The sequence below is a fragment of the Oceanisphaera sp. W20_SRM_FM3 genome (genome assembly GCF_052119705.1).
Lineage (GTDB): Bacteria > Pseudomonadota > Gammaproteobacteria > Enterobacterales > Aeromonadaceae > Oceanimonas.
Map to the genome: position 1 here is coordinate 43,223 of NZ_JBGQOP010000003.1, position 23,814 is coordinate 67,036.

The 23,814-nt window shown below is 42.8% G+C and carries 19 protein-coding genes; 13 read left to right on the plus strand and 6 right to left on the minus strand.

What is annotated here, in order from left to right; all coding sequences use genetic code 11:
* The first annotated feature begins 166 nt into the window (after window positions 1-166).
* Together ACEN2G_RS02765 and ACEN2G_RS02770 are read left to right on the plus strand one after the other, a co-directional pair.
* Entirely contained in the window at window positions 167-943 is a 777-nt protein-coding gene (locus ACEN2G_RS02765; protein ID WP_442019936.1) for a glucose 1-dehydrogenase, read from the plus strand.
* Between the two features lie 393 nt (window positions 944-1,336).
* The gene (locus tag ACEN2G_RS02770) at window positions 1,337-1,591 is read left to right on the plus strand and encodes a phospholipase effector Tle1 domain-containing protein (protein WP_442019937.1); all 255 of its coding nucleotides are present in this window, start codon (window positions 1,337-1,339) and stop codon (window positions 1,589-1,591) included.
* Between the two features lie 50 nt (window positions 1,592-1,641).
* Here the strand turns inward: ACEN2G_RS02770 and ACEN2G_RS02775 are convergent, their stop codons facing one another.
* Entirely contained in the window at window positions 1,642-2,781 is a 1,140-nt protein-coding gene (locus tag ACEN2G_RS02775; protein WP_442019938.1) for a hypothetical protein, read from the minus strand.
* 212 nt (window positions 2,782-2,993) lie between these two features.
* On the opposite strand from ACEN2G_RS02775, the gene ACEN2G_RS02780 reads away from it, so the two are divergent.
* The 6 genes from ACEN2G_RS02780 to ACEN2G_RS02805 all read left to right on the plus strand — a co-directional run bounded on the left by ACEN2G_RS02780 (window position 2,994) and on the right by ACEN2G_RS02805 (window position 9,383).
* A complete protein-coding gene (locus ACEN2G_RS02780) occupies window positions 2,994-4,157 on the plus strand; it encodes a calcium/sodium antiporter (protein WP_442019939.1) in 1,164 nt (387 codons plus the stop codon).
* A gap of 247 nt (window positions 4,158-4,404) precedes the next feature.
* Window positions 4,405-5,490 carry a YkvI family membrane protein gene (locus ACEN2G_RS02785; protein WP_442019940.1) on the plus strand — a complete coding sequence of 362 codons (1,086 nt, stop codon included), beginning with the start codon at window positions 4,405-4,407 and terminating at the stop codon, window positions 5,488-5,490.
* A gap of 210 nt (window positions 5,491-5,700) precedes the next feature.
* Window positions 5,701-7,134 carry an MBL fold metallo-hydrolase gene (locus ACEN2G_RS02790; protein ID WP_442019941.1) on the plus strand — a complete coding sequence of 478 codons (1,434 nt, stop codon included), beginning with the start codon at window positions 5,701-5,703 and terminating at the stop codon, window positions 7,132-7,134.
* 161 nt (window positions 7,135-7,295) lie between these two features.
* Window positions 7,296-8,015 (plus strand): nuclease-related domain-containing protein, encoded by a 720-nt coding sequence (locus tag ACEN2G_RS02795; RefSeq protein ID WP_442019942.1) that lies wholly within the window; start codon window positions 7,296-7,298, stop codon window positions 8,013-8,015.
* Between the two features lie 52 nt (window positions 8,016-8,067).
* Window positions 8,068-8,358 carry a hypothetical protein gene (locus ACEN2G_RS02800; protein ID WP_442019943.1) on the plus strand — a complete coding sequence of 97 codons (291 nt, stop codon included), beginning with the start codon at window positions 8,068-8,070 and terminating at the stop codon, window positions 8,356-8,358.
* Between the two features lie 656 nt (window positions 8,359-9,014).
* Window positions 9,015-9,383 carry a hypothetical protein gene (locus tag ACEN2G_RS02805; protein ID WP_442019944.1) on the plus strand — a complete coding sequence of 123 codons (369 nt, stop codon included), beginning with the start codon at window positions 9,015-9,017 and terminating at the stop codon, window positions 9,381-9,383.
* Window positions 9,384-9,461: 78 nt separating this feature from the next.
* Here ACEN2G_RS02805 and ACEN2G_RS02810 read toward each other — a convergent pair whose 3' ends face one another.
* Genes ACEN2G_RS02810 through ACEN2G_RS02820 form a run of 3 tightly spaced genes read right to left on the minus strand, consistent with a single transcriptional unit; the run spans window position 9,462 to window position 14,678 of the window.
* The gene (locus ACEN2G_RS02810; protein ID WP_442019945.1) at window positions 9,462-10,361 is read right to left on the minus strand and encodes a phosphoadenosine phosphosulfate reductase domain-containing protein; all 900 of its coding nucleotides are present in this window, start codon (window positions 10,359-10,361) and stop codon (window positions 9,462-9,464) included.
* Between the two features lie 13 nt (window positions 10,362-10,374).
* The gene (locus ACEN2G_RS02815; protein ID WP_442019946.1) at window positions 10,375-13,731 is read right to left on the minus strand and encodes a hypothetical protein; all 3,357 of its coding nucleotides are present in this window, start codon (window positions 13,729-13,731) and stop codon (window positions 10,375-10,377) included.
* Between the two features lie 2 nt (window positions 13,732-13,733).
* Complete coding sequence (locus ACEN2G_RS02820; RefSeq protein WP_442019947.1) at window positions 13,734-14,678, minus strand: DUF4007 family protein; 945 nt, start codon at window positions 14,676-14,678, stop codon at window positions 13,734-13,736.
* A 174-nt stretch (window positions 14,679-14,852) separates the two neighbouring features.
* Between ACEN2G_RS02820 and ACEN2G_RS02825 the strand changes: the two genes are divergently transcribed.
* From ACEN2G_RS02825 to ACEN2G_RS02840, 4 genes are read left to right on the plus strand one after another with little or no spacing between them, the layout of a single operon-like run.
* On the plus strand, window positions 14,853-16,469 hold the full coding sequence (locus ACEN2G_RS02825; RefSeq protein ID WP_442019948.1) for a DEAD/DEAH box helicase: 1,617 nt from the start codon (window positions 14,853-14,855) through the stop codon (window positions 16,467-16,469).
* Between the two features lie 21 nt (window positions 16,470-16,490).
* On the plus strand, window positions 16,491-18,305 hold the full coding sequence (locus ACEN2G_RS02830; RefSeq protein ID WP_442019949.1) for an ATP-binding protein: 1,815 nt from the start codon (window positions 16,491-16,493) through the stop codon (window positions 18,303-18,305).
* Window position 18,306: 1 nt separating this feature from the next.
* On the plus strand, window positions 18,307-19,233 hold the full coding sequence (locus tag ACEN2G_RS02835) for a phospholipase D-like domain-containing protein (protein WP_442019950.1): 927 nt from the start codon (window positions 18,307-18,309) through the stop codon (window positions 19,231-19,233).
* The gene (locus ACEN2G_RS02840) at window positions 19,233-20,276 is read left to right on the plus strand and encodes a cysteine desulfurase family protein (RefSeq protein WP_442019951.1); all 1,044 of its coding nucleotides are present in this window, start codon (window positions 19,233-19,235) and stop codon (window positions 20,274-20,276) included. Before ACEN2G_RS02835 ends, ACEN2G_RS02840 begins: the two co-directional genes overlap by 1 nt.
* Here the strand turns inward: ACEN2G_RS02840 and ACEN2G_RS02845 are convergent.
* The gene (locus ACEN2G_RS02845) at window positions 20,270-22,303 is read right to left on the minus strand and encodes a DNA phosphorothioation-associated putative methyltransferase (RefSeq protein WP_442019952.1); all 2,034 of its coding nucleotides are present in this window, start codon (window positions 22,301-22,303) and stop codon (window positions 20,270-20,272) included. The two genes, ACEN2G_RS02840 and ACEN2G_RS02845, sit on opposite strands and share 7 nt — an antisense overlap.
* On the minus strand, window positions 22,297-22,842 hold the full coding sequence (locus tag ACEN2G_RS02850; protein WP_442019953.1) for a hypothetical protein: 546 nt from the start codon (window positions 22,840-22,842) through the stop codon (window positions 22,297-22,299). The genes ACEN2G_RS02845 and ACEN2G_RS02850 overlap by 7 nt, the downstream gene beginning before the upstream one ends.
* A 323-nt stretch (window positions 22,843-23,165) precedes the next feature.
* On the opposite strand from ACEN2G_RS02850, the gene ACEN2G_RS02855 reads away from it, so the two are divergent.
* Window positions 23,166-23,651 carry a nucleoside deaminase gene (locus ACEN2G_RS02855; RefSeq protein ID WP_442019954.1) on the plus strand — a complete coding sequence of 162 codons (486 nt, stop codon included), beginning with the start codon at window positions 23,166-23,168 and terminating at the stop codon, window positions 23,649-23,651.
* Window positions 23,652-23,814 lie beyond the last annotated feature (163 nt).

The window sequence follows — 23,814 nt, forward strand, 5'->3', positions numbered from 1 at the left end:
AAAGTCGGTAAGTACCAAAATATTTTAAGGATAGAGCTGATGCCCAACAACCTAAAGGCTTAGTTTGAATAACCAATAGGTTTATTTTCTGATTTTATCCCTATTTTTCCGTTGGTTCAGCGGATTCCGTTGCGAATAAGTTTTTTAGCACTTGAGGAGAAAAACGATGAATCCAGCAAGCTTGTTTGATCTCAATGGTAAAGTTGCCATTATTACGGGTGGCGCCAAAGGCATAGGTAAAGGCTGCAGCCAAATGCTGGCCGCGTTTGGTGCCAGCATAGTGGTGGCCGATTTTAATCTTGAAGCTGCCGAAGAAACCGCCGCACTTATTCGCAAAACCGGCGGCAAGGCCAAAGCCGTAGCCTGTGATGTGACTAAAGACGCAGACTTAACGGGATTAGTGGCTGCTACCTTGGCCGAGTTTGGCCAAATTAACATTTTGGTCAACAACGTGGGCGGCGGCGGTGCCGGTCGTGAAAGCCCAGCCACCTTAACCGTGGAGCAATTTGCCCACACCTTTCAGCTCAACGTCTTTAGCAACTGGCGCTTGGCGCAACTGTGCGCGCCGCACATGCAAGATGCGGGCTATGGCTCCATTATCAATATGTCGTCCATGAGCTCAATCAATAAAAGCCCAGCCATTAGCGCTTATGCCTCTTCTAAGGCGGCCATCAATCACATGACCGCCAACTTGGCCTTTGACTACGGCCCAGCCGGCATTCGCGTGAATGCGGTGGGGCCGGGTGCCGTGCGTACCGATGCCTTGGCTTCGGTGCTAACGCCCGAAATAGAAAGCACCATGCTGGCACACACACCGCTCAAGCGCTTAGGGGAGCCAGAAGACATAGCCGGCGCCGTATTATATTTTGCAGCGCCTATCTCGCGATGGGTGAGCGGTCAAGTATTGTTCGTTAATGGCGGCGGCGTACAAACGCTGGATTAATTTAAAGCAGCGCCGAGCGCCCAGCCCAAGCATCGAGCTAAACCAAAACGCCGAACCCGCCAGTTCGGCGTTTTTTCTGCCATCATCCTGAACTCGATTCAGGATCTCGATTGTTTTCGTACTGTAGTCGACTTGTTTATGGCAAGAGGTGTTCTCGCATTAGGTCGCAGGCGTAAATCTTTAAATCCACTGTCTTGTGTTGTTCTTGGTAATTAAAATCCAGCTACGCAGGCCCCGCGAACAAGTTGCGGGCTACAAAAGACCGCGGGCTACAAAACAGGATGTTTAACAACAGTACCGGCTACAAGTGCGACGTCTTTTGCAAAGTACGGCACGGCATTTTTTGCCAACTGACATAGGCTCTGTGTAAGCATATAAATGAAGAGCTTGCCTATGTCTTATCAGCCACAGCGATTAGTGCTGCTGTTTGATGGCACTTACTCTTGGCACGACACTAAATTGTCAAAAATAGTGGAGCGGGCTTATCAAGCTATCGCCCTAGACGAGCACAGAGCCGTGTACGATACCGTGCCTTGGACTGGCCCTAACGGCCAAAAAAAGCCCGAGCAATTAGTGGTTGAACAACGCTGGTTTATTGGTGCCCATGCCAATGTGGGCGGTGGTTACCTGAATGCCCCGCCGGCCTGAACGCCAACATAAGCCCTGCATCTGTTTATTCTCGGTACTCGCCCAGCCGCCTATCTCATTGCTCGCCCGCTATTACGGTTTACTAAAGTGAGATCTCTGCCACTCAGTCTTGCCAGCATAAAGTGAGTTGCCCGCAACAACATCATGAGCAGCGGGCCAAACAGCCAGAGCAGCCAGCTGCCAAGGTAAAGCACAGGGATCAGTAACAACAGCCAGCCGACAAGCTGCACGGCCAGCACGGGGTAGCCCAGCACATCCGCGACCCCCGCCAGCAAGTCACTAACCAAGCTGGGGTGGGCAATCATCAGGTAGCCGGTGCCTAACACCAAGGGCCACTTAGCATATCGGGCACTGCTTAGCACCATACGTCCGCCTTGTGTGACTCGAGCTGCCAGCGCTGCCGAACGGCTGGCTCGGCTGGCACTTTGGGTGGTGACCGCCGCCGCTCGCCCCATATTCAATACTTTTACGGCGCTGGATAATATCAGCACATCGACCGATGCCCAGCCAAAGTCACCGGCAGTGAGCTCTTCACCCGCGCGGTATTTGGTTTCTAGGCTGCGAATGCCACTGGTAAAAAACTGGTTTACTCCTTCCAGCATGCGCTCGGTCACCACCCATTGGGTTTGACCCTGGTCGTCCACCACAAATTGGCCAAGAAAGTCATGCCCTTCACTCTTAATGAAGTTAACGGCATACCAGCCACGCTCCTCCGAAGAAAGCCTCGGATGCTGATCTTGGGCTGCGCTTGGGGTGTCGGCGTTTTTTGGTACACCGCTAAAAAACTGTTTGATAGCCTGATAGCCTTGGTCCGCCTGATTGATCAGCTCTAGGGTGTAGATGGGGCGAGTTTGAAAATGATGGATAGGGGGCAGCACAGTTTCACCATAGCGGCGCAAAATCTCCTGAAATTCAGGCTCCTTGCCGTACAGCGAAAACACACTGCGGGCCATGTCTGGGTAACGAATAAACGCCGCCTGCGCTTTTACCCGCAGCAGCGGATCCTCGGCCAGATCCAACAGTATTGCCTGAATCCTAACCGGCTCTTCTTCTATGCCAGGAAACCCTTTCAGCACATCGGCGGCTTGGATCTGTATCAGTTTTTGCTCAATGGGAACGGGGCGCACCGCCACACTAAACACAGTCGCCAGTAACAGGGCCAAACCACAAATGATCAATAATTTTTTCACAGCTTCACCCATCCATATTTCTCAATAAACAGCGGTATATCTGTTTTGTGCCAAACCTACAATCATTAACGCTACCCCCCGCCGATTTACTCCATAGTTCGCCTGTTGAGTTGCCCAATATTTATTTTTGGTGGGGCATTGCGCTTAACATTAATATGGCCCCAGAATAGCCGTACCTTCCGCCCAGTCGGCGCTAATGGCGGTCAGTTTTAATGCCGACATTGCCAACCGAACGCCAGAATAGAGCGCACCCTGCGGGCACAGGTGCCGTTATCTTGTTTGAGGTATACATGGCGATATTGCTATTTTTGGCAGGGCTTGTGTTGTTGGTGGTGGGGGCCGAAGTACTGGTTAAAGGTGCCTCCCGCTTGGCTGGATCATTTGGCATATCGCCCTTGGTCATCGGGCTAACCGTGGTGGCATTTGGCACCAGTGCGCCAGAGCTGGCGGTGAGCATCAAGGCCGCCTTGTCAGACCAAGCCAGCATAGCGGTGGGCAATGTGGTGGGCAGCAATATCTTTAACGTGCTGTTTATTCTGGGGCTGTCGGCACTCATAGTACCGCTAGTGGTCGCGCAACAGCTGATCCGGCTGGATGTGCCGCTGATGGTGGCGGTGTCGGGCTTGGTGCTGTTTTTTGCGCTGGATCAACGGCTAAGCCCACTTGAGGGAGGCGTGCTGTTTGCAGGATTGTTGGCCTATATTGGCTGGCTTTTGTACCAAAGTCGCCGAGAAAGCGCCGCAGTTAAAGCCGAATACGCCGGCGAATTTTCCACTGAACCCGAGCCACAAGCCAAGCCGCTACTCAATATTGCACTGGTGCTCGGTGGCCTGCTGTTATTAGTGCTCGGGGCTCGCTGGTTGGTAGAAAGCGCCGTTACCTTTGCCGAGCACCTAGGTGTTAGCTCCTCGATTATCGGACTCACCATAGTGGCGGCCGGTACCTCACTGCCAGAGGTGGTCACCTCTCTTATTGCCGCCCTGCGCGGCGAGCGAGACATAGCGGTGGGCAACGTAGTGGGCAGCAATATCTTTAACCTTATGGGCGTGCTTGGCCTAACCAGCATGATAGCGCCCGGTGGCATTGAGGTGTCTAGCGCCGTTATCGGTTTTGATCTACCGGTAATGGTGGCAGTGGCCTTTGCTTGCTTGCCGATCTTCTTTACCGGCGGCACCATCAGCCGCAAAGAAGGAGCCCTGTTGCTGGGCTATTACGTGGCTTACACCCTGTATTTGATCCTACTGAGCAGCCACCACAGCGCCCAAGCCGGATTTAGTATTGTGATGTTGTTCTTTGTGATCCCAATCACGGCTCTTACCCTGCTGTTGGTCACGCTGCGAGAGTGGCGAAAAAAACAGCACCGCCAGCTGGACTGATCCCACGAGCTGACCATTACTGCTGGGCTCTGCATTCGGCCCCGGGCTTTAGAGCCCGGGGCCGAGTTGTTAATGTTCCCAGTAATAGCGGATCCCATCCGCTGCCTTGTATCACACCCCCACTAAGGTCGGATGTGGCTTGTCTCTGCACTCTGTTAAGGTCTTGCGCATTAAGGATGCTGCAACAGTATCTTTGAACTAAACACGCTATCTGCGTTTAGCTATTTATCTAAGGGATTATTAGACGATGATATGGAAAATTTGCCGAATGGCCAGTGCCTTTATTGGCATCATAGTCGGTGCCGGTTTTGCCTCAGGCCAAGAGGTGCTGCAATATTTCACCAGTTTTGGCCATATGGGCACAGCCGCCGCTGTGGTCGCCACCGCGTTATTCGCCTATTTGGGCATGATGTTGACGCTACTGGGCAGCCGTACTCAGGCGCACTCCCATAAAATCGTCATTTATCAAGTGAGTGGCCGCCATCTGGGGGTGATTGTTGACTACATCATTATCTTTACCCTGTTTGGCGTGGGTGTAGTCATGATAGCGGGGGCCGGCTCTATCCTTAATCAGCAATTTGGCCTACCGGCTTATGTGGGCAGCGTGGTAATGACGCTATTAATGGGTGCCACGCTCATGCTCAAGGTACAAAGAGTGGTGGCGCTGATTGGCAGCATTACGCCGTTTTTGGTGCTGGCGCTGATGTTAATTTGTGGCTATAGCCTGTTGACCATGGACCGCACCTTTGCCGAGCTGGCGCCCATTGCTGAGAGCATAGAGTCTACCTTGCCGCACTGGCTGGTGTCGGCGGTTAACTATGTGTCCTTTAATATTGCGGTAGGGGCGGCCATGGCCTTGGTGATGGGCGGCGCCGAAAAAAATGAGCAAATAGCCAAGTGGGGCGGCTTGCTGGGCGGTGCCGGCATTGGGGTGCTGATTATGATCAGCCATTTAGCCATGTTCTCGCAAATCGACAATATTGGTGGCTATGCACTGCCGTTATTAAGAATCATCGACGGTATTTCACCTTGGCTGGCCGTGGGCATGTCTTTGGTGTTATTTGGCATGATTTTTAGCACAGGTGCCGGCATGTTTTATGCCTTTGTGGCGCGCTTCGTTGAGATGCGTACCCCAGCGGCCAACCGTTTTAGTATTGCCACCTTGCTGATTGGCTTTATCGCCAGCTTTGCCGGCTTCACTCAATTAGTGGCTTTCTTCTATCCGCTGATTGGTTATTTGGGGTTGTTTTTAGTATTCGCACTCATAGTGGCGCCCTTTAAGCTTAAGCGCGATGCTGGCCATAGCGAATGGGTAACCCCTGGTATTGAGTAAGCATTATTGGGGTTAAGCTAAGGGCTTTTGCGGGCCGTAACCTTCTTTCACGGGCCGTAACCTTCTTTCACAGGCCGTAACATAGCCCCATCTTCAGCCGCCGTCACTGTAAACGCAGTAGGCGGCTTTTTACCTATATACTTACACCTGACTACAGTGGATTCAATTGCGACATTTACCGCCATGCTCGGTAATAAGGAGAATGCGTTTATGAATCAATTAATCAATATTTTACATCACGGTGCCATTACTGGCGTCACCGGCTCTTGCCACGAATTGCGAGTGGGCGAGGCAGGCGTATTAATCGATTGCGGCTTATTTCAAGGCCGAGATAAGCGCGACGACTTACAGATAGACTTTGCCATTGCGCATATTCGCGCCTTAATCGTTACTCATGTGCATATCGATCATATTGGGCGCATTCCTTATTTATTGGCGGCGGGCTTTAGTGGCCCCATTTATTGCTCGGTACCGTCGGCCTTACTGCTGCCGGCCATGTTAGAAGATGCGCTTAAAATTGGTTTTACCAACAATAAAGCGCTTATTGCCGGCGTATTAGCAAAATTGCAGACACAACTGCAGCCGCTACCGTTTGACCAATGGCAGCCAATAGCCGGCATGGCACTGCGTATTCGCTTACAGCGCGCCGGCCATATTTTAGGCTCAGCCTATGTAGAATGTGCCACGCCCAGCCAAACCATAGTGTTCAGTGGCGACTTAGGTGCTCCTCATTCGCCGTTACTGATGGCGCCATTTCCGCCAGCTCACGCCGATGTGCTAGTACTCGAAAGCACCTATGGCGATAAAGATCACGACAGCCGAATTGACCGCCGCTTGCGCTTAAAAGCGGCCATTGAACATGCGTTGCAAGATGGCGGCACCTTATTGATCCCGGCGTTTAGCTTAGGGCGCACCCAAGATCTCTTGTATGAAATTGAAAGCCTTATCAGTGAGTTTGGCCAAGACCATGCCGGCCTAGGTTTGCCTTGGCATGAGTTAGAAATCGTGGTCGACTCACCTTTGGCGGCTAACTTTACTGAGCTGTATCGCAAACTAAAGCCGTTTTGGAATCTTGAGGCGCAAGCTAGGTTACGCGAAGGGCGCCATCCTTTGGCGTTTGAACAGATGACGGTAGTGGATAGCCACCAAGATCACTTACAGGCGGTGCAGTTTTTAGCGCGCAATCATAAGCCTTATATCGTACTGGCCGGATCCGGCATGTGTACCGGCGGGCGCGTGGTGAACTACTTAAAAGCCTTGTTGCCTGAGGCCCGCAACGATGTGCTGTTTGTCGGCTATCAAGCCGAAGGCACACCGGGGCGAGCGATATTGGATTATGGATCCGCCTTTGCTCCAGCCAGTAGTCATCTCGCTATCAAAGACCAACAAGCTCAGCCTGAAATTTCAACCTCATCTGCACCATGGGTTGAGCTAGATGGCCAGCGTTATCCCATACGTGCCAAGGTGCACCAAGTGAGTGGCTATTCGGCCCATGCAGGCCAAACAGACTTGATCGCCTTTGCTACTGCTATTTATCCTCATCTTAAGCAAATTAGACTGGTGCACGGTGAAACACAGGCCAAAGCCGCGTTACAAAAAAAGCTACAGGCGCTGCTACCCAATACAGAAGTATTAATACCTTAATGCACGCTTAAAGAGCCATCTTGAATGCCAAGGCGACTAAACCAAGCACCAAGCAAAGCATTTACCCATGGCGCTTGTAAGCTGACTTTACTCATTCAAGTAACTTGCTATTATTGAGCACGCAAAATTGCCTAAAAACTCACGATTGAAGGAGCAAGGCATTGGCCAACTTTGAGTACGTTACCGCAAATAAGCTTACCCGCGACGCCCACGGCTACAAACATACCAATCGCACCTTAGTGCTGATGGTGGGCTTGGGGATCACCTTTGTGGTGTCGGCGATTTATTTACCCGCCACACCATTAGCTTTGCTATTAACCGCCGGCTTGTGGTGGTCACAAAAGAGCAACCCCGTTTTATTAGCGGGTGCCGCGGGCGAAGACTTAGTGATCAAGCTGTTAAAGCAGCTGCCAGACACCTTTACTGTATATAACCAAGTGGACATTCCTAACGCTAAATCACGTACCGGCTTTAACGAAGCGGACGTAATAGTCGTCGGGCCCAACGCGGTATTTATAATTGAAGTAAAACACAACAGCGGCAGCATTAAAGGCTCAGACAGTGATGCCGAATGGCGAGTGGAAAAGACCAGTCGCGGCGGCAATCGCTATGGCAAAACCATGCGCAACCCCATTTCTCAAGTTAAACGCTTGGTGTGGTTATTATCTAAAGATCTAAAAGCCAAACACTCGCGGGCCTGGATCCAAGGCGTGGTGCTATTTAGCCATCAAGATGTAGCGGCCAACATAGATAATGACTCCAATGTGCCCGTGCTGGGTAGCCAAGATATCGTTAATTACATCGCCTCTTACCAAGCCAAGTTTGAAATTGCCAATAACCGCAAACTGGTCGGTGATATTGCGGCATTAAAAGGCGCTTAATCTCATTATTTAAGTTAACAGGAGCGCACAAGCTCAATGTCTGATTTAACTCATGTCTGATTTAAGCTCGGCTCACGGCATAGCAGCTAAAACACTAGCCGAGCTCGAAGCCATGCACACCGGCACTCTAATGAGCCGCCGCCAAGCCTTACTCAAATGCGCAGCAACCTCTACGATCACCATGCAAGATAAAGCCTCTTTATTTACGCCTATCCGTTTTAAAGACACCCAAGTGTGGAAGAATGCCTATCGCGACCTAAAAAGTGTGCTGGATAAACGTGAACATCTGCCCAATAAACAAGAGCGCAAAGCGCAGCGCCAACAAAGAGCTAAAAGCAGATAAGGCCTTTTAGGAGCCATCAGCTTTCAGCTGTAAGCCTGTCTCTTAGTCACAAGTATGTAAAACGCGAAGAGGCCGCAGGCTTGCCTCCGTCAACTCGCTTAATCCGCATCCATGCGGCGCTCGGCAAATGCCGTCCATGGCATTTGACGGTTGACTTCGACAATGCCCGCACCTCTTGTGATGAGGCGAAGCCTGTTGATAGTGCCAACAGCCTGCTCTGGAGCCAACGGGAAGGCAGAACGCCTCTGCTCAACCGACCATCCGCGCCAAGGATGGCGCGGCTTGAGCCTACATGGAAGTATTTACGGCGTGTCGGAGGGGCTGTGCGTTTTGCCTGATATAGCCATTAAAAACAACAAAAAGATGTGACTAAGTAACAGGCTGTAAGCCGTCTGCAAGGCGGTGTCGTTTTGTGACAATTGCCGCTTAAAGCCGCAATTACAGCTATGTGTGTTAAATCTTGTTCCCATGCTCGGGTGGCAACGGTTATTGAACGGTAGATACTATTTTTCAATTAAACCTTAAAAATTAATCATCCAACATTATGCTTGGTGCCAAAATGCTGGTTTAAAGACGGTAATCTTGCTACAAATAGTCGCTAAAATAACGGTCTATTTAAATAATGCCCAACGGCTTAGTATTTGAGGTAGTAAAGCATGAAAATAACCACCATTACGCTATTCGTAGCTTTGAATTTTAGCGCGGCATTACAAGCTGTAACCACAAATATCCCAAGCTCATTCCACGGCTTTTGGGAAGAGTCTGAGGTTTGCCAAGCTTTGCTTGAGATGGGCACACCCAACACGGGTGCTGTTATTTCAGCAACCACAGTTGACGGGTATGAAAATCACTGTGAAGTAAAAGCCGTCACTGAACATACCAAAAGCAACGTTGAAGTAAGTCTAGAATGCATGCAAGAGGGCGACAGCCATAGTGAGACTCTTGAGCTAAGGAGCTTCGACAATAAATACTTAGTAATCTCCCGCGACGGCGATAAAACTTGGCCGCTAGTGCGCTGTGAGTGAAGTATTTATATATGTAATAATTACTATATTATAAAAATAGCCACTGCTCGCAGTGGCTATTTAAATATATTTTGAATGCTATTTATAACACGTAATACAGGCTCCGCCGCCTTCTTCGTCGTCATACATTGCATCCATGTCTAAAGTATCAATTAATTGACTTTCATCTACCATAGCGTGCATACCTAATTTTCTTTTACGTTCTCTCTCTTTCTTTTTTTCAAAACGTTCAATTACTTTCTGATGGTTCTCTTTTATTTGCGCAATTCTAGCGGGATCTTCTAATGTCTCGAGAGGCTCGTTTGGTCCCATCCAGTAGAAAGTCTCGCCATTGGCACTTGTATCTGCTCTTTTTTCATAAGATTTAGCTTCTTCAAAAGCTTCAGGGTGTCTTTCCTTAAGGCGTACCCATTCAATCTTTCTTTGAAAGAAACAAAATGTACAGCCAGAGCGAGAGCGCCACTCGTAGTATTTAGGCAAACCTAGCCCAGTACTATCTAAAATATCTAAAACGCCTTGTTTTTTAATTCCATCATCCGCGAAAGGCATTTTTATAGTTAATGATTTTTGTGACTCATTAGTCTTATAACCTTCGCGTAAAGGCTCATCGGCACGTATCCCGACATATGAAATTACTTCATAACCATCATCGAGAAATGGTTTTACCCATTTTTCGAAGGGTTCTAGCTTCATCCTAATAGTGCACCAACGTTGTCTTCCCCCAGGCAGAAAGTTGTTGTGTTGCTCTAACCAGTAATCGAAACCTTTTCCATCGTTTATATGTAATATTGGCTTACCAAGAAACACTTCTAACTGTTCAAGGTAGTCATATACTTCTGGTAGTTCCTTAGCCGTATCAGTAAAGAAATAATCAATTTCTAAATCAGGATAGTTTCTTGCCATATAAATGGCTAAAGCAGCACTATCTTTGCCACCTGATAAGCCTAAGACGTGCTTTACTTTTTTTTCAGTAGCCATAGTCGAACCTCGTTTAACCTTGATTCTCTAATTCTTTCTTTAAGAGTTGCTGTAAAACATCAATCCTCTCAAATTCGTTTAGCGTAGAAAGGTGCTCAGATAAAAAGTTTAGATTTTCATGTAATGAAGTATTATCACTTCGCCTAATCTCTTTCTTATAGTTAACAAGCTTGCCGTTATCATCTTCAAGCAATAACGATACTGTTTTCGTTTGAGTAGGTATGCCGATCTCATTTTCATTGTTATCAAAGTTAAACTTAACTAATGATAAAAATTCTTGTGCATATTCGCTTATTTTTTGTTTAGCTGTAAGAAGGTTCCCTTCGTTCCAGTTCTGTATACCTCTACCAATCACAATAGAAATTAGCGACTCTAGCCATTTAGTAGCTACAGAACCTGAAGCTTGGCTGCGGCCCAATTCACGAGCAAAAGCTTTCAGGCGTAAGTCGCCTGATTTACCTTCAACTATCTGACACATGCTGATCAAGGACTCACCAGACTCAGGGAAGAAATATTTCACTCTATCATTTATAGAGCTCAACATTTTGTCATGCGCAGTTTTTAGTATGTTAATACACTCTTCTAACAAATCTATTTTTTCTTCGAATGTTTTCTTGTTTTCCGGATCTAAGGTGTTAGGTAATTTTTTTATCAGTAACTCATGAGGATCGTTGGCTTGTAACAGCATATCTCGGATAGATAAAGTTTGCTTGTTCAGGGCTTTATCTTCTGTAAGGTTATTCGTATTACGTACCCAGTTAGGTAAATTATACATGGTCGTTACTAAAGGGGTTGCTACCTCAAGTAAATTTGTATTTACAGGCTGCGTCGTTAAAGTAGCCACATATGAGGCTAAAGTTTGCACCCATTTCGTATCGTCTTTAGCTAGAATAATAAATTTAATTGCTAATGATTTACTATTTCTTTGTAGCTTATGGATGTAGTCTGAATCTGGCTCGGCAATAAACGAAAAATCATTCGACAAGTCATTCTCGTAGTAAGCAATCTTTCCTTTAAGGCTTTTAAGGTAGGCAAATAAAATTATGGGAACAATGCCTTTAGTTAAACCGTAAGGAGCTGAAACCCAACGATCTTCTAAAGTCGATATGTTTATCATTTCCCCTGAGTTGCTAGTCAAGTAGTCATGAGTTTCTAGGAAGAGGGCGCTTAGCCTACTATCTACATGAGCGGTAGAAAACTCCCAATATTTACCGTTATAGTAATGAAGATTGGTATTTTTCAAACAACTAATATACATAGACATTTCAGGAGGGAATCCTGTGATGCCAAGACTATCTTCCTCTTCGCTATCAAGCATCGCATCTAGAAGCTTTCTTCGAGCAGAAACTGCAGTCCCAGATAACTTATTTCTATTTACTAATTCGTTATGAATTTTAGGTGATCTAAAAAATATATCATCAGCAAGGTCACTTGCCATAATACTGAGAGGGATTACATCTTTAATTTCACCACGAATTATCCAAGTTGAATTAATATAGGCCTCTTCAATAACACCATTAAGTAGTCTTAAAGCATCCGATAGTCTATTGTCATATTCTCTTTTAGCGACTTTATCGTGCTGAAGCGCCGCACCTATCTCTTTGTCTGTTCTGAGTAGGTCAAGTGCATACACCTCTTTGGCATAAGAAATTACCTCGTTTGCGTTAAACGCGTTTGCTATAGCAATAGAAGGAAAATCTACAGTAATTTTTTTTATTTCACTAATAGATTTCTGGTTTATTGTTAGAATAAAGTTACTAAACTCACCTTCTCGGCTCTCTATAATGTTTTTTGCTTCGGAGTGAGTAAAGTCGTTTCGTATTAATTTTCCAGCCCAGCGCAACACACCTGTAGTATGATAGTGACCCTTTGCTATTATTTGTTGAGAGTAGTCAATGTAGTCAATAACATTGCTTTCGTCATTGTCGGTTAGTTGACCAATCTTGTTGTTAAGCAAGGAAAGAACATCTAAATCACTACCCTCGAAAACAACCCATGCAGATTGGTGCTTACGGTAAATGATGGCTGAATTAGCTAACAATAAATCCAAGTGTGCATCTAATTCTTTTTTGTTCTCTGTGCCTAATATAGCCAGTAACATCTTATTCGTAGCATACAAGTTTGCTTGTCTACCAAAAATATTAAGTAACGCGATACTTTTCAATATAATTAAAGTAGAGTTTTCAACATCAATACGACTTATAGTTTCAGAAGCTTCAGCCCAAGCGTGACCATCAGGGGAGCTCAGAATAGCGTGCTCTAGATTTGATTCAAGGTAGTCCCATAGGTTTGATAAAGAATATCGCTCGTTACTATTTGTAGTGGACTTTAAAAAAAGCTGGAAACTGTTTTTTTCGAATGAATTTAAAAATCCAAATGTGCTACGTTCATTTTGACTAAACCGACGTTTAGAAAGAGGCCCAAGTAATAATGAAGTAGCAGGGTGTAGAGGTGCGCATTGATACAACCTTGTTCGCAGGTTTTTTTTATAATCATCACTTTGATTATTTTCTGATATAGCATCAAGCGTCATATCTACATATACAGTCTCATCTGCAATTTCTGATTGCTTTACTATTGATTGCGCAATTAATGACACTGTTTCATCGGTTGATACATTATATAAAATATCAGTATACCGGCCCTGAATTTTACCCCACTCTTCTTGTAGTTTAGTACCTCTTTCTTTTGCATACTCACTAAAGGATTGGTGCAGCAACCCCAGAAAAATAACTTCGGTATCAATGCGACCCAAAATTTCTGCTAAATCTTGAAAAAGATGTAGATCTCCTTTGTTTTTGTTGATGTAGTCTAGTGTTTTACCCATTTCATCAGAAATAAGTAATATACCATCAACAAAAGATTTAGACTCGCGAAATAAATTTTCCCAGTTGCTAATGAGTTCTGACTCGTTGCTAGGAGTTATACCCATATACTTTTTATGTAAAACTTTTGTAGCTGGATGCTCCTCAAGTGCTTTAACTGTAGCAGCCCAAAAAGTCTCAACAGGTGAGCGGACTCCGCCAGTTGCTCTTATCTGTAACCAACCTGTTTTTATATCAATACTATCTGTTAATAATAGACGGCTTTCTTGATTGATAGAGTCTAATGCTGCGGACCTAATACTTTCGTCGTGATGTAAAAGTCCAGTGATGAGCAGTGCTATCGTAGACTTTCCAGATCCGTAAGGACCAGTAAGAGTATAAGCTCTTTGTCCAGCTTGCGAATACTGACGAATAAGTGTCTCTAAGGCGGCTTGAGCTGTACCGTGATAAACTAGTCCCGGAAAAAAATCACTGCTCAAGTCACTATCAATTCGAGCCGATCTTTGGTGTCTAGTAGAAATAGAGTAGAGTTTGTCTAAAGTCATTTTTATCTCTGATAATATTCTTTAAGGTAATCAATAGGCTCGATATTTTTAATGTCTTCAAAGTTATCCTGCAATTGACGCAACCCTTGAGTGTCAGTCCAAGCAAGCTTTCCTTCAGTAAACTCTTCAAGATCATCCAGTTTTTCGCTCAAACCGTTAGCGGAAAGCCTAAAAACCCTCCCTGGTGAGTTAGTGTCATTAAGTAAAGAGTTAAAAGAGAATGTCGTAATATCATTACTACTGCTTTCGTATTTTTTCTTAATAAAATCGATGACAGCGTAGGTAAAAATCTCAATAGGTAGCGACTTGCGCGTCGCTAACTCTGATAAATATTGCTTTGAATCAATCTGAGTAATAAGCCCTAATTCAGTAAAGGGGGAGGCGAAGCTATCTTCATTTATCTTTTTCTGACTGGTGATTTTTGACGAGTAAGATTGTAAGAAACAATCTATATCTTTATTTAATGTGCTATCAGTCAAGGATTTATCATGATGCACCAAGGAAAGCTTTATATCTTTAGCGAGTTGTGTTTTACTGCAACGAATACTATTAAAAAAATTAAAAAACCAGCAGCCGGTAGTTAACTCGCTGGTATTTGACTGTAAAATCCAATGGAGTAACCAAACTGTTCCAATTTTGTCAAGATATTCGTCGTAAGGTTCCTCAGTGCGGTCACCGATGAATAGCTTTACTGCCAAAGTTGTCAGTGCATAAGATTGTTCTTTTTTATCAGTGCAAGTAACTAGCCCAAGCATTCGAACCCAGTGTCGGACAGAGAGGACCATATTCTTACCCATACCCATTGAGATCATTTGTTGCTCAATGTTGTCTTTACTTGATATGGAGCGACATTCTCTAACCTCTTGAATTATCTTATTAATCCACCCATAACGAACAGGGAAGGTCTGATGTCCGGAAAATTTTAAGTTACTCGATTCGATAGTCACTGTCTGCACTTACCTGTGTGAGATTGGAGATTTTATCCAAATAGCTATTTTACGTATATTGTGAGTACTATCAATAGCAAAGCATTATTAATAATCTTGATTTCAGTTGACTTTTAGTTAGAGTTGCTTTTTGAGCTTGATTGTGTGAAAAAATAACAGTTATGAGGGTTTTCTATGCTAGTTGAGTGCTTGAAAGAGCTATCAGAAGAGCAGCTGCTAGGTATGTTACCAAATGGTGTAGCTAGTTTTATTAGCTCTGTTACTGAAAATGAGGGTTTTCAAAGGGATAAAATAGCTCAATCTATCGCTATTAATGAATCTTGTAACTTTGTTTTTGATGATAAAAAAAGAAATATTTTAATAAGATCAATCTCACCCTTGATGTTGCTTAATATATTTCCGGAGTTGGCGGATTCAGTGTCTGAAATAACAACTTCACATTATGATTATATAGTTAAATGGTCTTTTAATGTAGATAATAATAATGAGTTAGCAAAGCGATTAGGTGTTTTAGATGAGGTTGTATCTGTAAGAAAAGTTAATGAATCTCCAAAGAGGATATCATTAGTTGTACCTAGTTATGGTCTATATCCTTATCAAAAAGATATCTCTGATAAAGTGTTGTCTCACTTTAAAAAAAATCAACGAATTCTTGTTCATTTGCCTACAGGCTCAGGGAAAACTAGAACAGCAATGAATATTGTTGTTGAGCATTTAAGAGAGTCACAACATAATCTGGTGCTATGGCTGGCTGATAGAGAAGAATTATGTCAACAAGCATTTGACGAGTTTGAAAAAGCTTGGTCATCATGCGGAGATAAAGAAAGTAAGGTATACGGTTTCTATTCTTCTAGTAACGAAAGTCTGAGTGGTATTGATAGTGGGTTTATTGTGGCAGGGTTACATACTCTTAATTCTATTAGAAAGCAGGATGCTGGAAAAGTAAGCTTACTTTATAATAAATTAAAAGATAAAGTTACTCTCGTTATATTTGATGAGGCTCATAAAGCTATTGCGGAGACTTATCAAAAAATTACAGAAGATTTCATAAATGCGCCAGGTTTCAGTGCCAAATTAATAGGCTTAACAGCTACGCCTGGTCGTGCTTTCGGTAATGATGCCTTAGAGGAAGAAAACGCAAGGTTAGCTAAATTCTTTGATAATAGCAAAGTGACAATGGATGTTTCAGGTTATATTTCACCTATAGATTACTTGGTTTCTAATAAGTACTTAGCTAAAGTTAACTTTGAGTCATTGACTTATAAAAACTCAAAAATATCTAGTTTTGCATTAGTTGGTAATAGTAGTCATGAAACTCTTAAAGCTTTAAGTTTAAATGAAGATCGTAATAAATTAATTCTCGATGTTATAAAAACTGAAGCAAGCAAGGGAAGGCAGATAATATTGTTTGCGTGTTCTGTTTCTCATGCTCAATATATAGCTGTAGCATTAAATTGCTTAGGAATAAAGTCTGCTTCTATTGATAGTAAACACGACACTGCAATAAGTCGCAGATTCAAAATAAAACAATATAAAGAAAATAAAATACAAGTTTTAACTAATTTTAACGTTCTTACTGCAGGTTTCGATGCTCCTAATACCAGTGTTTCAATAATAGCTAAACCTACTAATTCTTTAGTTGAGTACCTACAAATGGCAGGGCGAGCTATGAGAGGACAGAAAAGCAATGGTAATTTAGAATGTTGGGTTTATAATGTCAATGACGATATTCCAGAGTTTAATAGTATAAGTACGGCCTTTAAATACTGGGACCAATCTTGGGTAGTTTAATTAAATTTTAAGGTTTTTTAAATGTCTAACAGATTTTTGCATGCTCAGACCGTAATTGAAGCGTTACGTGACAATGGATATAATAATACAGCTTATGCACTGGGCGAGCTGATTGATAATAGTTTACAGGCGGGTGCGACTAGGGTTGAGTTAGGCTTTATTGAAGAACAATCAACTACTGCAAAAAGAAAGAATTTTAATGTAACAGGAATCTCTGTTTGGGACAATGGTAAAGGAATGTCACCAGAAACATTACGAACTGCTATGCAATTCGGTGGTGGTGAGCATAGAAACGATCCTGATGGAATGGGACGTTTCGGAATGGGATTACCGAATAGTTCTATTTCTCAATGCCGTAGAGTCGATGTATGGTCATGGCAAAATGGCGCTTCTCCCTACTTTACTTTTCTCGATGTTAATATGATGGCAGACGGTCAGCTAGAGGAGGTACCTGAGCCTGTACAAAAAGATATACCTGAGAAATATAAAAAAGCCTTTTTCCCTACATTTCCAGATTCAGGTACATTAGTAATATGGACTCAATTAGATAGACTTAATTGGAAGACCGGAAAATCTATATTTACTCACTGTGAAAATTTAGTAGGCAGAATGTATCGAAACTTTATTCATGATGGAAAAATTAAGATTGAGGGGCTGACATATAGACTTTCATCACCCGATTTTTTTAATGTTTATGACAGAGCTGAATTTAAAGCTAATGACCCTATGTATTTGTTAAAAAACACTTCACTGCCTACTCTGCCAGGGAATTATGCAGGCGAATCTTTTTTTGAGTTTCTTAATGAGCAAGTAATAGAAATTGATTATGTAAATGATTTAAATGTTAAGGTTAAAGGTAATGTTGTAATTGTAACTTCAGTTGTAAAGCAAGCAATATCTAATGAAATTCTAAAAAATCAGAACCAATCATTGGGACATACAATTTGGGGAAAGCACTGTGCAAAAAACACCGGTGTTTCAATTGTGAGAGCGGGTCGAGAGTTGGTTCTCAGAGACAGCTTTTTGACTTCAGCATTAAGAGAGTCTAAAGGAAGATTTATTGGTATCGAGGTATCTTTTCCCCCTAGTCTAGATTCATTGTTTGGTGTATTAAATAATAAACAAGATGCGATAAACTTAGTTCCGCATGACAAAGCAAGAATAGCGGAGGACTTAGGTTTTGAGCTTTTAGCTGATTATGATGAAGAGCTTTTAAATAATGAAGATAATTTTATTCATGTTTTAAAAGTAACTGATGCTATTTTGGAAAACGTTAAAATAGCTGAAAAAGCAGTCGGGAATGTGAATGTTAAAGCAAAACCCAATGTTTCAACAACAAGTATTGACGTAGATTCACCTGCCGGTAAAGCGACATTGGGCTCAGGGTATAGAGAAGATCACGGAAATAAAACTGCTGATTTTGATAAGCCTTTAGATATTAACTCGGTTAAAGAGACTTTAAAAAAAGGTTTAGGTTTTGGTGAACAAGAAGCACAAGAAAAAGCAGAAAATATAGTATTAAAAGGCTATAGATATCATATAGATTATATTGCTATGGATTCAGATGCCTTCTTTGATGTTTCAAGTAAAAATGGATTAACTTTAGTTCTTTTTAACACTGAGCATGCTTTTTATAGTGATGTAATGGAACGTTTAAAAGAAAGTGAACGTATGGTTATGGAAACAGTTATGGCAGGTTTCGCTAGAGTAATGAATGAAGAAAGTCAGCGTGAGAAACACTTTAATTACCTTAATTTAGTTAGACGTTCTTGGGGGAAAGTTGTTAGTGAGTTCCTAGAAGGGCCTTCGCTCGAAGATGATGTAGAATTATTTTAATATGAATAATAGTAAATCGATATTGATTTCTAATGATGAGCTTAAGGATAGGCTATTTAAGCTCATCAAAGAATCGCATGCAGTAAGAATTGTTTCTGCATTTATAAGCTTTAAAGCTGTAATCTGGTTTGAAAATTCTATTTCTCATAGAAACGTTGTTTTTGTTGGACGTTTTACTCCTGCTGATTTTGTGGTTGGAGCCAGTGATATTAAAGCATTACAAAAGTTAGTTGAGCTTGGTTACATGGTTTATATGAATGCAAGTTTACATGCGAAAATATATGATATCGACGAAAGTTACCTTTTCACAGGTAGCGCTAATTTCACGAGTCGTGGCTTATCGCTTGGGTCAACTTCTAATATAGAAGCCGCAGTTGAATTACCCTACACTCTAGAGTCTTCGCGGTTTGTCGATAAGGTTGTTAATTCTTCGATATTAATTGATAGTGAAAAGCTAAGGGAAATGATTTTATTTCTTGATAGCATTTATGGTGCATCTAACGAAAATATTAATGATCAGGATTGGCCCTTTACTTCAGTTAATATAGATGAGTTATTTGTTTCTGATCTTCCGTTAACAGAGCCTCTTTCGATGGATGATAATGACGAAATTAAAGATTGTGTTTTCAGAAGAATTGACAATCATTTGAAAAATGATTGTCAAATTCAAGCTAAATCTCTGTTTTTACAGTCTAAAGCTTATCGGTGGCTGATGTCTCATGTTGAATTAGATAATGTTTTAGGAGTGAGGTTTGGTGAAATAAGCGCTAAACTCCATACTGCTCTTAAGGATGATCCTTCACCTTATCGAAAAGATGTGAAGCTCCTACAAGGTAATCTTTATAGATATATTCAGCTTTTATGTAATGATGAGCTGGAAATATATATACCTGGCGAAAGGTCAGTATTTATCAGGGTTCGAACATAATGAGTTATTTTGACTATGCGGCATCCACTCCTGTTTCATCTAAAGTATTAGATGACATGGGCTCTTGGCAAAATAAAAATTTTTCTAATGCATCAGCTGCTCATGCTGAAGGGCTGAAAGCTTCTAAAGCTATCCAATTAGCAAGAGAAGTCATCGCTGATAAAATAGGTGCTATGCCTAGTGAAATAGTCTTTACCAGCGGTGCCAGTGAAGCTAATAACCTTGCCATAAAGGGTGTTGCGTTCGGGCACCTAGAGCATAAAGGTCATATAATTACTTCGAGCATAGAGCATAAGTGCATTATTAATACTTGTCTATTTCTTGAAAAAATAGGCTTTGATGTTACTTATTTAAAGCCTAACGAATTTGGGGTGATATCCAGTGAACAGGTTGCCTCATCAATAAAACCAAATACCTTATTAATATCAATTCATCATGTTAATAATGAATTAGGTGTAGTTCAGCCGATCGCTGATTTCGGGCGGTTAGCATTTGAGCATAATATTCCTTTCCATACTGATGCAGCGCAATCTTTTTGTAAGCTTAGATTAGACGTAGATGACATGGATATAGATATGCTTTCTTTGTCTGGGCACAAGGTATACGGCCCTAAAGGCATCGGTGCTTTATATGTTAGAAATATTAATGATAGTGGATTAGTGCCACAAATACATGGCGGTGGGCAGGAAGGCGGCTTAAGAGGAGGTACTTCTCCTACATCACTTATTGTAGGTTTAGCCTCAGCAGTAAAGAACTTCCCTAATACATATAGTTTTTCATCTGTTGACTTAGAAAAAATATTGTCTAATTATAAATATGTGCGTAATGGGAAGAACCCAATTGATACAATTTTTAATATTACGTTCAAAGACGATGATGAAGTAAAGCGTTTTCATCATGATAACCATTGGTTGGTGTCTCAAGGTTCCGCTTGTAATGCTATGTCGAATGTTGCTTCTCATGTGTTAACTGAGATAGGGCTATCTGATGAAGAGGCAAGACGGACATACAGAATTAGCTTGCCACCATATCAGCTTTATTGATAGCTAGGTTTGTTCTTTATTGTAAAGTTAGATATGACTATTTCGTTCTCTAATAATTTAGTTCCGAACTCTAGCCTATTTATGTTTGGCGTCGTTGTAATATCTATTTTTATCCTTTTTAGTAACCTTCTCTCAAAGGATATTTGTTTTTTATAGTCTTTATGTTCAGGTGACATAAGCTTACTTTTGTATAATAGTGGCGGACGTTTACTTTCGTTAACGTAGTCAAAGAAATCTACGTCTTGATCAGCCATTTTTATTTTTATGCGCTCTACGAGATAAGGAATTGGTTTTTCGAAGTTGTCGTAACCCATTAGGCTGACTTTTCCTGAAGTGATGTGGATCTTGATAAGGTCGATGTCTTCAAGCTCGCCATATAATTGGCAGGCTGCACCTACATAGACTCTTAATAGAGAAGGGAGCTGAGGCAGATAGTCTTTATGAAAGATCAACGAGTGCGCCGCGTGCATTAGGCTCGCGGGCAGTTGCTGATGCGCAATGTGGCAGGCGCTTTCTATAGCTTGATGATCGGCAATAGAAAAGAGCAGAGCGTACGCCTGCTCTTGAGCTTCTTTATAATGACCAAACAGGGCTTTTAGATCTCTTTGTAGCTCAGTAGAGTAGTGAGCATAAGGTTTACGTTTGCCAAATAAATTAAGTGCGAGATACACGAGTAAGTCTTGCTGATGCTCAGTCTTTGACTGCTCTAGCTCACTGATGTCGTAGATTTTTTCTAGTAAACTCATGGCTTTGCGGTGTGAACCAATGACAGCTTTGAGCGCAGCACTTTGCTCAAATTCGTCGTTAGCGGGAACGCGGCCCAATGTGAGTGCCCGCTGCCAAAACGCTTCAAATAATGGTTGGTTAGTAGCGACCAATAGTCGCGCTTTTTCTTCATTGTTTACTTTAGGAGCTGTTAGCTGCTGCCAGCCATGATGACGACGTTGACGGTTGGCAAGAAAGCGTTGTTCTTCTTGTTCATCTTTAAAGACATAAAAAATTCCTGGCCCGATAGCGATGGCATTACTGTCCAGTGTTTGCTCGATAAATGCTTTAAGCTCTGCTTGGCTGTAATAACGCTGAAAGGTATTGCGTGAGGTAATAACCCCGTCTTTATAAGGAGTAAATTGAGCGATAAAGTTCTCGTTAGCGATCATTGCAGAAACTACTAGTACAGTATTAGTCAATTCCCATGCGTTGATCAGCGTTTCTATTCGCTCATCTAAATCTTCAATTACGTTGATTACATAGCCAATGTTTACTAAGTCAGAAGAAATTTTTTCAGCATCTGGGAGGAAATTAGGATCCCAGCCTAAGGCATCTATGCCATGGGCTTCTAACTCACGTAGGTCATCACCTCTGCCGCAGCCGTAATCAAATAAGCTATATTCACCGTTAAGATAGCCATGGCGAGCCAATGTTTTCATGGGCGCTGATAATTGATAACGAACCAATGCTGTTCTATGCCGATCGATATCCGATATTTTACATTGTGGCGTAACAACACTTGAAATACGAAACAAACGACCGTCTACCAGTTTATAACCGTGTTGCTCTATTAACCTTTCCCAAGAATCCCTAAAGCCGATCATTCGGCTGTTTTCATATAACCCTGCAGCTTCACCCTCTTGGGTTATCTGAGTAAACTCTTCAACCTGAGGGTGGTTAGGGCAAAGAAATGTTTCTTTTCTATGCAGAATAGGCGGGTTATTTTTTTCTTGGTAATGAGTAACTTTATGGCTTAGCTTCACTAAATCTACTGCAGTGCTCCTGGCAATAGCAGGATACGCATCTGTGAAGAACTCAGGGTAATGTAATAGAGATAATTTAAATTCTCGTTTTGATAGCTTTACTAAATTCCATTCGTCATCTTTAATTTTTAATGCTGCTGCCACAGCAATTACAAATTCAGATAAAGTAGCGTCCGTGCTTTGCAACGTATCTCTATGCAAGTAGACAGCATCAGGCAGCTCTTTTTTATACGGTAGAGCCGAGACTAGTTGTTTAAATTTTTCAAAATTTAGCATCTACTCATTCCTGTGAGTTTTTCTAAGCTAATCGACCTTGGTATCTGTCGATCATTTTTTGTTTCAAGTAAGACTATTTTACGTGATTGCTCTGAGCCGTAGCTCACATGTAGAGGGCGATCGTCACCGTAAATGTACAGTCTATCGAAAGGGGTGTTGTTCGCTAGCCATATTGCCACTTCAAAGCTGTTCAAGCTTGGGTAGAATAAATCTACTGCCGCGCCTTGTCGCGAGCAGATTAAGTGACCTTTTGCGTTCAGCTCGCACGCTGAGTGCTGATCCAGTGCTGGTGATATATTTGGCTTTGATTTCTTTTTTATAGTTTTTGTTAGCTCATAACCAGAGAAACCGTAGGTGATAATCGGTATGCCAAAATGTTCAACTAAAGGGTCTAGCACATTTAAGGCGAGTGTCTGATAAGCCAGCCAACTAGCAGTCTGTAGCGGTTCATTGGGTATACCTAGCCTTAGCCAAGTTTCACCGCAGTTGAACAACATTGAGTATGTGAAGTATTGGCTACAGGAATCACTAACAATCATATTTAATTCTCCACTAGTTATTTTTATTCTTGATTGCTGTGATGTTTATGTTGCTGATAATAATCTACAGACATAGTGGGCTTCGAGTTGAGCTTTAAGAAAGAGAAGATGTTGGTTACTGTATCAGACTCAAGAAGGACTTTCTCTGTTCTGGCTCGCCGACACGGCACTGTTGAAGTTAAGCGAAGTGACTGAGGTCACAGGGCTGTCATTAAGTAGAGGTAAAAGATCAGCGGCAGTGTTGATATACCTTAAGGCTGATTACTAGGCTGAGCAGAATGGTTAAGTTTCAAATAGCAGTCACAAATAAGCAGGAGGCTTGAATGACCATAAGTGAACAAGACTTACGATACTTGCGCCGTTGTGTGGTGTTGGCAGAAGAATCATTGGCTGAGGGCGATCAGCCGTTTGGCTCGGTTTTGGTGTCGGCACAAGGCGCCGTGTTGGCGGAAGATCATAATCAAATTCATACCAATGCCACCTTTCATCCTGAGTTGGCGTTGGCACAGTGGGCGGCTGAGCACTTAAGCGAAACTGAGCGTGCACAGGCTACCGTGTATACCTCGGGCGAGCATTGCCCTATGTGTGCGGCTGCTCATGCTTGGGCGGGTTTGGGACGCGTGGTATACATTTGCTCAGGCAAACAGTTCGCTCAGTGGTGTAACGAATGGGGCTTGCCGCCCGCGCCGGTTAAGCCGTTAGCCATTAATGAGGTAGCGCCAGAAATACTGGCTGAGGGCCCTGTGCCTGAGTTAATGAATCAGGTAAAAGCGCTGCATAAGCGTTATTTTGGCATTACGGAAAAGTAGGCGAGGGCGGCGAGCTTGAGAGCAATGTTGGATGCTTAATTTTTAATGTTCAATGAAAATTGAAGAGCAGCTGGCGGTTGTAAATCTACATCAACACCAAAGCAAACCGCGGCGAACAAGTTGCCGCCTACTAAAACAAAGGGTTTCGGCAGTTTTTGTCGCC